The following is an 11923-nucleotide window of genomic DNA, read 5'->3' as shown; positions in this document are numbered from 1 at the left end:
GTCCGTCCCCGACCCTATCCCGAGGCGCGCCGCGGGGTCCGGCCCGGCGCCAGTGCCCTGTCAAGGCCGCCGCACTCCCATCGGTACCCTCGTCCACGTGCATGCCACCAGCACGGTTCAGGCCGCGGAGTCACCCGTAGCGGCGTCGGCACCCCCGACGTCGGACAGCAAGACGTTCTCGCGCGCCTTCGCCGACATCAAGGCCGGTTTCCGCGCCCGCGAGCTGTGGGGTCACCTCGGCTGGCAGGACATCAAGCAGCGCTACCGCCGCTCGGTGATCGGGCCCTTCTGGATCACGATCAGCCAGGCGGTCATCGCGCTCGGGCTCGGGCTGCTGTACTCGCAGCTGTTCCACTCGCCGATCCAGGTGTTCCTGCCCTACCTGTCCACCGGCTTCATCCTGTGGGGCTTCATCAGCGGCTGCCTCTCCGAGGGCATGGAGACGTTCATCGCGAACGAGGGGCTGATCAAGCAGCTCCCGGCGCCGCTGAGCGTGTACATGCTGCGCACGGTGTGGCGGCAGACGCTGCTGCTGGTGCACAACATGATCGTGTACGTCGCGGTGCTGGTCATCTTCTTCAGCGCGCTCGACAACCCGTACTCGCTGGGCTCGAAGGACGGGCTCTGCACCGGCAACCTGTTCTGCCACCCCGGCCTCAGCTGGAACATCCTGCTGGCCATCCCCGGCTTCCTGCTGCTCGCGCTCAACGCGGGCTGGGTGACGCTGCTGCTGGGCATCATCTCGACCCGCTTCCGCGACATCCCGCAGGTCATCAACTCGCTGATCCAGCTGCTGTTCTACGGCACGCCGATCGTCTGGCCGGTCGACCAGCTCCTCGGCGGCGGGGCGCGCGAAGGCATCTCCTGGGTGCTGCCGATCATCCAGCTGAACCCGCTGTACCACTTCATGCAGGTGGTCCGGGCGCCGCTGCTGGGGCAGTCGTTCACGCCGGGCAACTGGATCGTCGTCGCCTGCATCACCATCGTCGGCTGGGCGCTCGCGCTCGTCGCGATGCGCAACTACCGTGCCCGCGTCTCCTACTGGGTGTGACACATGGTCAGCATTGACGTCCACAACGCCTTCGTCGACTTCCCGATCTTCGACGCGAAGACCCGGTCGATGAAGAAGAAGGTCCTCGGGAAGGTCGGCGGCAAGATCGGCACCGAGACCAAGGTGCCGATCATCGAAGCACTGCACGACGTGACGCTCTCCCTGCGCGAGGGCGACCGGGTCGGCCTGGTCGGGCACAACGGCGCCGGCAAGTCCACGCTGCTGCGGCTGCTCGCCGGGATCTACGAGCCCACCCGCGGTTCCGCGCGGATCGAGGGCAAGATCGCGCCGGTCTTCGACCTCGGCGTCGGCATGGACCCGGAGATCTCCGGCCAGGAGAACATCATCATCCGCGGCCTCTTCCTCGGCATGACCGCCAAGGAGATGGAGAAGCGCGTCGACGACATCGCGGAGTTCACCGAGCTCGGCGACTACCTGCAGATGCCGCTGCGGACGTACTCGACGGGCATGCGCGTCCGGCTGGCGCTGGGCGTCGTCACCTCGATCGACCCCGAGATCCTCATCCTCGACGAGGGCATCGGCGCGGTCGACGCGGCGTTCCTCAACAAGGCGCGCGACCGGCTCAAGGACCTGGTCAAGCGCTCCGGCATCCTCGTGTTCGCCAGCCACTCGGACGAGTTCCTGTTCGAGCTGTGCGACTCGGCCCTCTGGATGGACGAAGGGCACGTGAAGCAACGCGGCTCGCTGCGGGACGTCCTCACGTCGTACAAGGGGCGTGACCCCTTCGAGAACATGAGCCAGGAGACCCTGGACCGCTTCGGCATCGAGCCGGTGGCGACGACGAACGGCGGGGAATGATGGCCAGCGAGACCCGGCAGCTGCCCGACGGCGCGGTCGTCGGCGTGGTCGTCACGCGACACCGGCGGGAGCTGCTGGCGGACTCGCTCAAGGTCATCGCGGCCCAGACCCGGCCGGTCGACCACCTGGTCGTGGTGGACAACGGGCCGGACGACTCGGCGCGCGAAGTCGTCGAGAACTACCCGCTGCCGTACACGTACCTGCCGTCGCACCGGAACCTCGGCGGCGCCGGCGGGTTCGCGCTGGGCATGCTGCACGCGCTGTCGCTGGGCGCGGACTGGGTCTGGCTGGCCGACGACGACGGGCGTCCGGCCGACGAGAACGTGCTCGCCATCCTGCTCGAGGAAGCGGAAAAGCGGGATCTGGCGGAGATTTCGCCGGTGGTGTCGAACATCGAGGCGCCGGACAAGCTGGCGTTCCCGTTGCGCCGTGGCCTGACGTGGAAGCGGTCGCAGTCCGAGCTGGGCGTGGACTTCCTGCCCGGCATCGCGTCCCTGATGAACGGCGCCCTGTTCCGTGCGTCCACTTTGGACGTCGTGGGCGTGCCGGACCTGCGGCTGTTCTTCCGCGGCGACGAGGTCGAGCTGCACCGGCGGCTGGTCCGCTCGGGCCTGCCGTTCGGTACGTCGCTGAAGACGAAGTACCTGCACCCGGACGGCTCGGACGAGTTCAAGCCGATGCTGGGCGGCAAGTTCCACGCGCAGGACCCGGAGAACGAGGTCAAGCGCTACTACACCTACCGCAACCGCGGATACCTGTTGTCCCAGCCGGGAATGCGCAAGATCGGCGCGCTGGAGATCGTCCGGTTCGGACTGTACTTCGTGGGCGTGAAGCGGGACCCGAAGGCGTTCCTGCAGTGGCTGAAGCTGGTGCGGCAGGGCCGCGCGGAGAAGTTCTACCGCTACTGACGCACAAAGGGCCCCCGCCGCGCGGGGGCCCTTTCTCGCTTATTCGCCGATGACCGGCGGCGCGGTGCGCAGGTCGGTGCCGAAGACCTCGTCGGGATCGCCCTCGACCAGGTAGGTCGGCCGCGAGTGCTCGGTGTCCTCGTCGCCTTCGCCCTTCTGGCCGCGGCCCATGCCACCACGACCGGCTGTGCCGGCGCCGAGGCCGCCCATGCCGCGTCCCGCAGCCGCTTCGGCGGCACCGATCCCGCCGGGCCGGGCCGCCCCGGACGCGGCGCCCGCGCCGGTCGCGTTGCCGGCACCCGAGCCACCGGGCCCGAAGCCACCGCTGCGTCCGCCGCCACCGCCGCCGATCTTGGAGTTGTAGGCCTCGTCGCCGCCGAAGTTCATCCCGCCCATCGGCATCGGGCTCATCGGCGGCATGCCCCCGAACTGCTGGTTCGAGTTCGACGTCGAGGCGCCCGGGATCGAGCTGGGCGTGAAGCTGGAGGGCGTGGTGGTACCGGCCGGGACGAACCCGGACCCGGTGGTCGAGCCAGGCCCGGCGATGGTGTGCCCGGCCGGCCCGCCGGTGCCGCCGGGGACGTTGCCGGGCACGAAGCCCTGGGTGCCGGCGCCCCCACCGGGCATGTTCACCGCGTGACCACCTGGCGTGTTGACGCCGGAGGGGCTGTTGACGCCGTTCTTGTCACCGGTGCCGCTGGAGTCCTCGCCACCCCCACCGGTGCTGAAGCTGGGCGGCGGCGCGAAGGCGGGCTGCTTGGACGCGGCCTCGTAGAGGTTCTTGTCGTAGGTCGCCATGACACCGGCGGCCTCGTCGTGCGCGGCCTGGCTGTCCTTCTGCTTCTGGATCGACTGGTCGATGTTGTCGGCCAGGTTCAACGGGTTCGACGTCGCCCACGACTTGAACTCGTCACCCCAGCTGAACGGAATGGGCGCCGGCATGGAGTTCTTCGCCGTGGCGGCGGCCTGGCCCTGTTCGTAGATGGTTTCCGAGGCCAGCTTGGCGTTCTGCGAGTTGGCGTCGGACCACTTGCTGAGGCTGGTGAAGTACTGCTGCGCGTTGTCGGCGGCGGTGCCTTCCCAGGTGCCCTTGGAGGCGTTGACCGCGGTGGTCATCGACTGCGCGAACTTGTCGAAGACCTGGTGGACCTGGTGATAGGCGGTCGAGACCTCGGACACCTGCTCGACGTCCAGATTGCTCTGGAGGAACGCTTGAAGCTGCGTGTGGTCGGTGCCCTTGTAGTCGGCATTGGGTGCGTGCAGGCCCCGGACGTACTCGACGTCGCGGCCCTGGGTGGCGTCCTTGACGTTCTTGTCGCCCATCTGCTGGGCCTGGTTCTTCGCCCGAGCCTGGGCCATCCACTGCTGAACGGGACCGAACAGCCAGCTACTGGGATCGACGCCCTCTTCGGCCTTCTGCTGCAGGTAGGCGTCCCGCTCGGCGGGCGCCATTTCCTGCACCTGCTGGGGGGTCTTGTCCTCGGTCTTCGGTCGCGGGCCCTGTCGCGTCGTCATCCGGTTTCCCCTTATCCCTTCGGCAGCCGCGGTTCGACAGCGGCCTTCGCGACCGCCTCGGCGACCTGGCAAGCCTCGTCCGACGACGCGACCGCCGTCACTTCCACGTCGACCCGGGAAGAGTCACCGACGGCCAGCCCCAAGGTGCACCCGGGAGCGGCACCATCGGGCGATTCCTTCGCCTTCCGGCCGTTGATCTCCTTGTCGGCCACCCCGCGGCCGGTGTCCCTGACCTGATCGATCGAGGCGTTGTCGCGGACGTTCGCGCTGATCACCATGGCCTTGTCGCTCGCCGAGGCGATCTGCTTCTGGTAAGTGCACGACCGGGCGCTGCCGATCTTGCCGTTCTCCGGCGGATCGAACTGGCCGTAGCTGCTCAGATCACCCATTTCCAGGAGCGAGCAGGGATCGGTGATCGACTGGGTGCCCCCGCCACCGGAAGAGGTGCTGTCCGGCGCCTTCGACTCGCTGGCCGACGGTGACTGCGCGGGTGAAGCCGTCCCGCCCTTGGTGGTGGTGCACCCGGCCAGCAGTACCCCGCCGACGAGGAGCGGGAGGACGATGCGAACGAGGGATTTCGTCATTACCTCAGGCCTGTTTGGTCTTGAACGCGGAGAAGGCGTCGTCTTCGGTTCCGGTGTAGAGCCCGGCCGCCCTGGCCAAGGCTTGGTCGGCCTGCGTGGCCACTTCCCGGAGCTGGTTCAGCACTGCCCGCGCCGACCCGGTGGCTTCGGTGGCGCTCTTCTGGTCGTGCGAAGCGACGGTTTGCCCGTACGGGTGGCTACCGAGCTGGGGCGCTTGGTCCAGCGCGTAGACCTTGTGGCCGAGACCGTCGAGGTCCTTGACCAATGCGGTCAGCGCGTCCCGGAGCGGCTTCACGCCCTCCGGCGTGATCTTGAAACCACCGCTCGCGGCCGCGGCGACCAGCTTGTCGGTCTGCGCCTTGGCCGCCTGGACCGCGGCACCCATGGCACCGGAAGACAGCGGGTTGAGGAGGTCCGCGAGGTAGGCACTACCCCCGCCGTCAGCTATCAGCATCGCTGTTCCACCCCGAATCGCTTCGCCCGTGCGTGTGCACCCGGGAGTCTACTAGCCGGGCACCCAGCGCAACCGCTGTTCACCGATCTTCCCTTCGGACGCACCAGGCGCCCGGCCGGTTCCCGGCGCTCAGAACTGCCCTTCGAGCTGGGCGTACAGCTGCTGGGCCAGCCGGGCGTTGTCCGCCGGGGCGTAGGTGATCCAGCGCTGGCCGTCCGCCGCCGCGCTGGAGGACATCAGCCAGCGGCCGCTGGGGGTGTCGAACCAGGCCAGGGGCGGGAACGTGGCGCCGCGGGTCTGGGCCGTGAACTGGCCCACCCGCTTCTTCGGCTCCTGGAAGACGCGCTCGATCATGCGGACCTGCGGGCCGCCGCTGCCGCTGTGCGACCGCGGGGCGCTGACGCCCGCGAACGGGTCGTACGCGTCGTCGCGGCGCTGGTGGCGGGGCTGCTGGACCGGGCGGGAAATCGTCACCGACTGGCCGGGCGCGGCCGGCGTCAGCGGGAGGAGGTCGACGATCGCCGGGACGATGCCCGTCGGGCGGACCTCCTCGAAGACGATGAGGTTCTCCTTCTGGTGGGCCAGCACCGCGAACTGGCCGTCGGAGGCGACGCGGGCGAACAGGTGGCGGTCGCCCAGCTCGGCCGCCGCGCTGATCGTCACGCTGCCGCGGACGAACGTGGCCAGCGCCAGCTCGGCGTCCGCGTCGAGGCGGCCGCGGCTCCACAGCCCGCGGCCGGTCAGGTCGCGGACGACGGCGTCGCGGATCATCGCGCGCTGCTCGACGGTCGTGCCGACGTGCGGGACCTCGAACGGTGTCGGCGCGCGGCCGAGCCCGAGCTGCTCCAGCAGGATGTCCACCGCTGCCAGCGACAGCGAGAACGAGTGCGGCATTCGCTTCCAACCCCCCGCGGATGAGTCCGGCCTTCGCGAAAACCGTAGCTCCGCCCTCAGCGAACCTGCTTGCCGGGGCAAGATCGCCGCTGGTCCGATGGACGCATGGCTGACCAGAAACCCGCACTCGTGCTGCACCTGGCGACCGGCGGCGAACCGCTGCTGTTCGCGCTGACCACCGAGGAATCCGGCAAGCTGGCGGGCAGGCTCGCCCAGCTCGTGAAGGCGGGGGCCGTCGAAACGGTGACCACCAAGGACGACTCGGCCGTCGCGGTCAACTTCGCCCACGTCGCCGCCGCCTACATCGACGACCTCAACCGCAAGAGCAAGGTCTTCGGCCTGCACGCGTGAAACGACGAAGGCCGCCTCACGACGTGCGTGAGACGGCCTTCGCGAAGCACCTCAGAGCTTGTACAGGCGCTTCCAGTTCTCACGCGAGGTGAGCTCCGGCATCGCGCGCTTGTACTGCTCCTGCACCGCCGCGCCTTCCTTGCGCAGCCGCTGGACGACCTTCGCGCCCTGCTTGGCCAGCGCGAACATCTTGACCCGGTCGTAGGACCGGACGCGGACGCCCTCCTGGCTCGCGTCGGTGACGACCGCGGTGTCGAACAACGCGATGTGCCACCAGTTCGCCTCGTCGATCGGCACCGCGCCGAGCCCGAAGCGGCTGCGGCCGAGCACCCGGTCGAGGACGCGCTTGATCAGCACCAGGCGCTGCATGCTGGGCCGCGGCGCGCTGTTGATGATGCCGATGTCGTTGGACGCGATGCCCGGGACGTCGGTCGCCTTGTGGCGCTTGGTCTCCGGGTACTCGTCGCGGATGCGGCGGATCTCCTTCATCGCCTCGACCCCGCCGTCACGCAGGATCTCGGGGCCCTTCAGGAAGTCCTCGACGGCCTTGATCAGCGTCGCCGACAGGCCGTACTGCATGCCGAGCAGGTAGCGCACCAGCTGGGCGAGCAGCACCCGCGAGAGCAGGTTGAGGTTGAACGGCGAGTGCAGCGCCGCGGTGATGATCGAGTTGCGCAGGTTGAAGTACCGGTGCCACTCGTCCCAGTCCTTCATGTGGAAGTCGGCGTGCCACACGCCCGCACCCGGCAGGGTCACGGTCGGGAAGCCGTGCGCGCGGGCCCGGTAGGAGTACTCCGCGTCGTCCCACTGGAAGAAGAACGGCAGCGGGTAGCCGGTGGCCTGGACGACCTCGTAGGGGATCAGGCACGACCACCAGCCGTTGTAACCGGCGTCGAGACGGCGCTCCTGGCGGTTCGGCTTCAGCGTCTCCTCGTCCACGCCGAGCAGGTCGGCGGTGGACAGCGAGTGCTCGACCGGCTGACCGGGCTCGAGCGTGTTGAGGCGGGCGTACTCGGCGCCGACGTGCAGCTGGTTCGGGTGGAACAGGTTCAGCATCTGGCCGCCGACGATGATCGGGTTGGCGGCGCGGTTGGAGAACGCCGTCATCCGGATCACCAGGTCCGGCTCGAGCAGCACGTCGTCGTCCATGAACAGGACGTTCGCGTGCTCGGTGGCGGTGTGCCCCGCCACCTCGAAGAGGCCGCGGGTGAAGCCGCCGGCGCCGCCGAGGTTCGGCTGCTTGATGTAGTGCAGCTTGTCGGCGAGGTCCTTGGCGACCTGCTCGAAGCCGTCGCGGGACTCGACGAGGTCGGTGCCCTGGTCGGCGACGTAGATCGCGTCCAGCGTCTCCAGCGACGAGACGTCCGCGGCGAGGGCCTGCAGGTTCTTCAGGCAGTCGTCGGCGCGGTTCATCGTGCAGATGGTCACCGCGGTCGGGCGGATCTTCTCCGGCGCCTCGACCGTCCAGCGGACCTGCTCGACGCGCAGCGTCTGGCCGCCCTCGGTCTCGAGGTCGAGCCAGAGCGCGCCGCCGTCGTAGAACTTGTCCAGCTTGCCGGTCAGCGTCACCTTGGCCTGCTTGACGTCCTTGACCTGCTCGGCGGCCACCACGCGGGGCTCGCCCTCGACGTCGGAAGCGCCCATCGACAGCAGGCCGGTACCGGTGACGACGGCCTCGACCGAGACCTCGGTCACCGTCGTCCAGCGCTGCCAGTAGCTGGCCGGGAACCGGCCGAAGTACGTGTTGCCCGACACCTTGGAGGCGGGCTCGAGCGTGATCGACGCACGTTCCCGCACGGCCGCGCCCCACTCGAGCTCGGCGTACAGGTCCTTGCTGACGATCGGCGCCGGGCCGGCGTAGAGCCCGCGCTGCGCCGTCAGGCGGCCCTGCGGAGTGTGCTCGGTGAACCGCGTCTCGGTGGCCGCGCCGGCTTCGGTGGTCGGCGCCGGGGTGGCTGTTTTACCGGGCATCAGGTTCCTCAGTTCTCCTCAGTCGACGGCGCTTTTGGGGGGTCCAGGGGGGCTCGTCCCCCGGCCGGGGTCTGGGGCTCGGCCCCAGAAGGCAGAGCCTCGCGGAAGACGACCCACTTCAGCATCACGAAATTGATCACGGTGGCGGTGGCCTGCGACACGGCCCAGCACAGGGTGTGCTGCCAGGCGGACTCCGGCAGCACGTTCAGCATCAGCTGGTTCACCCCGACCGCGACGAAGAACGTCACGGTGTAGAGCAGGACGAACGAGCCGACCTGCGCCTTGCCGTCGCGGCGCCCGCCGGCGAAGGTGAACTTCCGGTTCAGGAAGAACGCCGTGGTCGTGCCCACGATGAAAGAGATAGCGCGGGCGATGTCGACCCACGGTGAGGTGGCCATCCCGGCCACCTGGGTCAGCAGCGTGTAGGTGCCCAGGTCGACCAGGGCGCAGAAGCCCCCGATCAGGGCGAAGCGGATGAGCTGGCCCAGCAGTCCCGGGGAGGACTGAGCAGCCGTTGCCTCGGCTTGCGGATCGGTCGCCACCACTGCATTACCTCGTCACCTGAGTCACGGTCACCCGCGCGGGCGCTTGTGCCTTGATGCGCAAAGTGTAGAAGCGGGCACTTCAGGGTCACGTTCCGGGCGTCGGTCGGCGTGGCTACCCTGGTCGAGTGACCCAAGCACCCAATACACAGCGTCGCACGCTCATGGGCTGGGCGCGGACCGCACCGACCACCGCCGACGTCCTGAGCACGCCGGACGTCGAGGCCATCGCCCGCGCCGTGGCCCAGGCCGGTGCACGCGGCGTGATCGCCCGCGGCCTCGGCCGGTCCTACGGCGACCCGGCGCAGAACGCCGGCGGCCTGGTCGTCGACATGACGCCGCTGAACCGGATCCACTCGATCGACCCGGACAGCGCGCTCGTCGTCGTGGACGCCGGCGTGAGCCTGGACCAGCTGATGCGCGAGGCGCTGCCGTACGGCCTGTGGGTCCCGGTGCTGCCCGGCACGCGCCAGGTGACCATCGGCGGCGCGATCGCCAACGACATCCACGGCAAGAACCACCACAGCGCGGGCAGCTTCGGCAACCACGTCGTGTCGATGGACCTGATCACCGCCGACGGCCAGATCCGCACGCTGACGCCGGAGGGCCCGGACGCCGAGCTGTTCTGGGCGACCGTGGCCGGCATCGGCCTGACCGGCATCATCGTCCGGGCGACCATCCGGATGACGAAGACCGAGACCGCGTACTTCATCGCGGACAACGAGCGCACGAACAACCTCGACGAGACGCTGGAGCTGGTCAGCAACGGCTCCGACGACAACTACACGTACTCGTCGGCGTGGTTCGACACGATCTCCACCGGCTCGAAGCTGGGCCGCGCCGCCTTCGGCCGCGGCTCGCTGGCCAAGCTGGACGAGCTGCCGCCTAAGCTGCGGGCGAACCCGCTGAAGTTCGACGCCCCGCAGCTGGCGACCCTGCCGGACGTGTTCCCGAACGGCCTGGCCAACAAGCTGACGTTCGGCGCCATCGGCGAGCTGTACTACCGCAAGACGCCGAAGGCCGCCCGCGGCGTGATCCAGAACCTGACGGCCTTCTACCACCCGCTTGACATGTTCGGCGAGTGGAACCGCGCGTACGGCTCGAAGGGCTTCCTGCAGTACCAGTTCTCGACGCCGCTCAACGCGCACGAGCCGCTGCGGAAGATCGTCCGGAAGATCGCCGAGTCGGGGCACGTGTCCTTCCTCAACGTCTTCAAGCGCATGGGCGAGGGCAACGCGGCGCCGCTGTCGTTCCCGCACCCGGGCTGGATGGTCTGCGTCGACTTCCCGATCAAGGACGGCCTGAGCCGGTTCTGCCAGGAGCTCGACGAAGACGTCCTGGAGCTGGGCGGCCGGCTGTACACGGCGAAGGACTCGCGCACCTCGCCCGAGACGTTCGCGAAGATGTACCCGCGGCTCGAAGAGTGGCGCAAGGTGCGCGCGTCCATTGACCCCGAAGGCGTTTTCGCCTCTGACATGAGCCGGAGGCTCGAACTGTGATCGACGCGGTGGGCAACCCCCAGTCCCTGCTCCTGCTCGGCGGCACGTCCGACATCGCGCTGGCGATCGCCGAGAAGTACCTGGCCGAGAAGCCGCTGCGGGTGGTCTTGGCCGCCCGCCCGTCCCCCCGCCTCGACGCGGCCGCGCAGCGCCTGAAGGACCGCGGCGCCGAGGTGTCCACGGTGGACTTCGACGCTTCGGACATGGCCTCGCACCCGGCCGTGCTGGACAAGGCGTTCGAGGGCGGCGACATCGACGTGGCGGTGGTGGCGTTCGGCCTGCTCGGCGACCCGGAAGAGGTCTGGCAGGACCACGCGAAGGCGGTCGAGCTGGCAACGGTGAACTACACGGCGGCGGTCTCGGTCGGCGTCGCGCTGTCGGAGAAGCTGAAGGCCCAGGGCCACGGCACGGTGATCGCGCTGTCGTCGGTGGCGGGCGAGCGCGTCCGCCGCTCCAACTTCGTCTACGGCTCGACGAAGGCCGGCTTCGACGGGTTCTACCTGGGCCTCGGCGAGGCGCTGGCGCCGTCCGGGGTGAAGGTGACGGTCGTCCGCCCCGGGCACGTCAAGACGAAGATGACCGAGGGCCTGAAGGACGCCCCGCTGGCGCAGACGGCTTCACAGGTCGCTGAGATCGCGGTGAACGCGGCTCGTGCGGGCAAGGAGCTGGTGTGGGCCCCGGCGCAGTTCCGCCTGGTGATGTCGGCACTGCGGCACGTGCCGCGGCCGATCTTCCGCAAGCTGCCGATCTGATCAGGCTTCGTCGAAGGCCCGGACCGCGAGGGCCGGGTCTTCGACGAAGAACTTCACGACGCGTACGGTCTCGGTCCGGCCCAGCGGCCGCGTCGCGACAACGGGGCGACGCAGGACGGCGACGATGTTCGTCTCCATGTTCTGGGCCATCACGAGCTCTTCGCCGCCCCAGACGAGGGTCCTCGCGCTCGGGTGGGTCTCCTTGCGCCGGGTCAGGCTCTCGACGTGCGTGCGCGGTATGCGCAGGTCGAACATCGCCGCGACCCGCAGCCGCAGCGCGCGGGGAGACAGCGTGTGCGGCCGGGTGATCGTCGTGGCCAGGTAGCCGAGCAGCCACGCGGCGGTGTAGATCTCCGCGACCAGCAGGATCGTCCCACCGAGCTCGCCGAAGTCGGCGAGCATGAACGCACCGGTCTCGACCAGCGCAACGGCGAAGAAAACCACGATCATCGGCCGCTGCGGGCCGGCGTAGGGCAGAGCCACGCCATCGGGCGGGACGTCCTTGCGGCCGCTCAGCAGCAGCCCGATGCTCGAGAAGAGCACAGCTTCGTGTCGCAGCAACCGCCGGATGACCCCCATCACC

General features: G+C 69.1%; 13 protein-coding genes. 6 read left to right on the top strand and 7 right to left on the bottom strand.

Annotation, left to right across the window (positions count from 1 at the left end; translation table 11 throughout):
• The first annotated feature begins 97 nt into the window (after positions 1-97).
• From AB0M93_RS29710 to AB0M93_RS29700, 3 genes are read left to right on the top strand one after another with little or no spacing between them, the layout of a single operon-like run.
• Entirely contained in the window at positions 98-1051 is a 954-nt protein-coding gene (locus AB0M93_RS29710; protein WP_364279019.1) for an ABC transporter permease, read from the top strand.
• 3 nt (positions 1052-1054) lie between these two features.
• On the top strand, positions 1055-1870 hold the full coding sequence (locus AB0M93_RS29705; protein ID WP_004560760.1) for an ABC transporter ATP-binding protein: 816 nt from the start codon (positions 1055-1057) through the stop codon (positions 1868-1870).
• Positions 1870-2778 (top strand): glycosyltransferase family 2 protein, encoded by a 909-nt coding sequence (locus tag AB0M93_RS29700; RefSeq protein WP_364279017.1) that lies wholly within the window; start codon positions 1870-1872, stop codon positions 2776-2778. Before AB0M93_RS29705 ends, AB0M93_RS29700 begins: the two co-directional genes overlap by 1 nt.
• Positions 2779-2817: 39 nt before the next feature.
• Here AB0M93_RS29700 and AB0M93_RS29695 read toward each other — a convergent pair whose 3' ends face one another.
• The 4 genes from AB0M93_RS29695 to AB0M93_RS29680 form a co-directional block, all read right to left on the bottom strand.
• Positions 2818-4293 (bottom strand): hypothetical protein, encoded by a 1476-nt coding sequence (locus tag AB0M93_RS29695; RefSeq protein WP_364279014.1) that lies wholly within the window; start codon positions 4291-4293, stop codon positions 2818-2820.
• Between the two features lie 11 nt (positions 4294-4304).
• A complete protein-coding gene (locus AB0M93_RS29690) occupies positions 4305-4877 on the bottom strand; it encodes a DUF3558 family protein (RefSeq protein WP_364279011.1) in 573 nt (190 codons plus the stop codon).
• Positions 4878-4881: 4 nt separating this feature from the next.
• Positions 4882-5331: a hypothetical protein gene (locus AB0M93_RS29685; protein ID WP_364279008.1), complete on the bottom strand. Its 450-nt coding sequence runs from the start codon at positions 5329-5331 to the stop codon at positions 4882-4884.
• Positions 5332-5460: 129 nt separating this feature from the next.
• Positions 5461-6225, bottom strand: coding sequence for an ESX secretion-associated protein EspG (locus tag AB0M93_RS29680; protein ID WP_364279005.1), 765 nt, complete (start codon positions 6223-6225; stop codon positions 5461-5463).
• Positions 6226-6330: 105 nt separating this feature from the next.
• Here AB0M93_RS29680 and AB0M93_RS29675 point away from each other — a divergent pair, with 105 nt between their 5' ends.
• The gene (locus AB0M93_RS29675) at positions 6331-6576 is read left to right on the top strand and encodes a hypothetical protein (protein ID WP_364279003.1); all 246 of its coding nucleotides are present in this window, start codon (positions 6331-6333) and stop codon (positions 6574-6576) included.
• A gap of 51 nt (positions 6577-6627) precedes the next feature.
• Here AB0M93_RS29675 and AB0M93_RS29670 read toward each other — a convergent pair whose 3' ends face one another.
• Together AB0M93_RS29670 and AB0M93_RS29665 are read right to left on the bottom strand one after the other, a co-directional pair.
• Positions 6628-8547 carry a glycosyltransferase gene (locus AB0M93_RS29670; RefSeq protein ID WP_364279000.1) on the bottom strand — a complete coding sequence of 640 codons (1920 nt, stop codon included), beginning with the start codon at positions 8545-8547 and terminating at the stop codon, positions 6628-6630.
• An 8-nt stretch (positions 8548-8555) separates the two neighbouring features.
• A complete protein-coding gene (locus AB0M93_RS29665) occupies positions 8556-9092 on the bottom strand; it encodes a GtrA family protein (protein ID WP_364278997.1) in 537 nt (178 codons plus the stop codon).
• Between the two features lie 161 nt (positions 9093-9253).
• Between AB0M93_RS29665 and AB0M93_RS29660 the strand changes: the two genes are divergently transcribed.
• Entirely contained in the window at positions 9254-10588 is a 1335-nt protein-coding gene (locus tag AB0M93_RS29660; protein WP_364279547.1) for an FAD-binding oxidoreductase, read from the top strand.
• Complete coding sequence (locus tag AB0M93_RS29655) at positions 10585-11340, top strand: decaprenylphospho-beta-D-erythro-pentofuranosid-2-ulose 2-reductase (RefSeq protein WP_364278995.1); 756 nt, start codon at positions 10585-10587, stop codon at positions 11338-11340. The genes AB0M93_RS29660 and AB0M93_RS29655 overlap by 4 nt, the downstream gene beginning before the upstream one ends.
• Here AB0M93_RS29655 and AB0M93_RS29650 read toward each other — a convergent pair whose 3' ends face one another.
• A complete protein-coding gene (locus AB0M93_RS29650) occupies positions 11341-11919 on the bottom strand; it encodes a hypothetical protein (RefSeq protein ID WP_364278992.1) in 579 nt (192 codons plus the stop codon).
• Positions 11920-11923: the final 4 nt, after the last annotated feature.

This window comes from Amycolatopsis sp. NPDC051102 (assembly GCF_040682815.1).
Lineage (GTDB): Bacteria > Actinomycetota > Actinomycetes > Mycobacteriales > Pseudonocardiaceae > Amycolatopsis.
The sequence above is the reverse complement of the archived record's forward strand: the minus strand, read 5'-3'. Positions and strand labels throughout refer to the sequence as shown.

Coding starts and splice junctions, on each gene's coding strand:
- AB0M93_RS29660 (WP_364279547.1), top strand. CDS start 9,254: ATGGGCTGGGCGCGGACCGCACCGACCACCGCCGACGTCCTGAGCACG.
- AB0M93_RS29695 (WP_364279014.1), bottom strand. CDS start 4,293: ATGACGACGCGACAGGGCCCGCGACCGAAGACCGAGGACAAGACCCCC.
- AB0M93_RS29670 (WP_364279000.1), bottom strand. CDS start 8,547: ATGCCCGGTAAAACAGCCACCCCGGCGCCGACCACCGAAGCCGGCGCG.
- AB0M93_RS29685 (WP_364279008.1), bottom strand. CDS start 5,331: ATGCTGATAGCTGACGGCGGGGGTAGTGCCTACCTCGCGGACCTCCTC.
- AB0M93_RS29705 (WP_004560760.1), top strand. CDS start 1,055: ATGGTCAGCATTGACGTCCACAACGCCTTCGTCGACTTCCCGATCTTC.
- AB0M93_RS29680 (WP_364279005.1), bottom strand. CDS start 6,225: ATGCCGCACTCGTTCTCGCTGTCGCTGGCAGCGGTGGACATCCTGCTG.
- AB0M93_RS29675 (WP_364279003.1), top strand. CDS start 6,331: ATGGCTGACCAGAAACCCGCACTCGTGCTGCACCTGGCGACCGGCGGC.
- AB0M93_RS29700 (WP_364279017.1), top strand. CDS start 1,870: ATGGCCAGCGAGACCCGGCAGCTGCCCGACGGCGCGGTCGTCGGCGTG.
- AB0M93_RS29690 (WP_364279011.1), bottom strand. CDS start 4,877: ATGACGAAATCCCTCGTTCGCATCGTCCTCCCGCTCCTCGTCGGCGGG.
- AB0M93_RS29650 (WP_364278992.1), bottom strand. CDS start 11,919: ATGGGGGTCATCCGGCGGTTGCTGCGACACGAAGCTGTGCTCTTCTCG.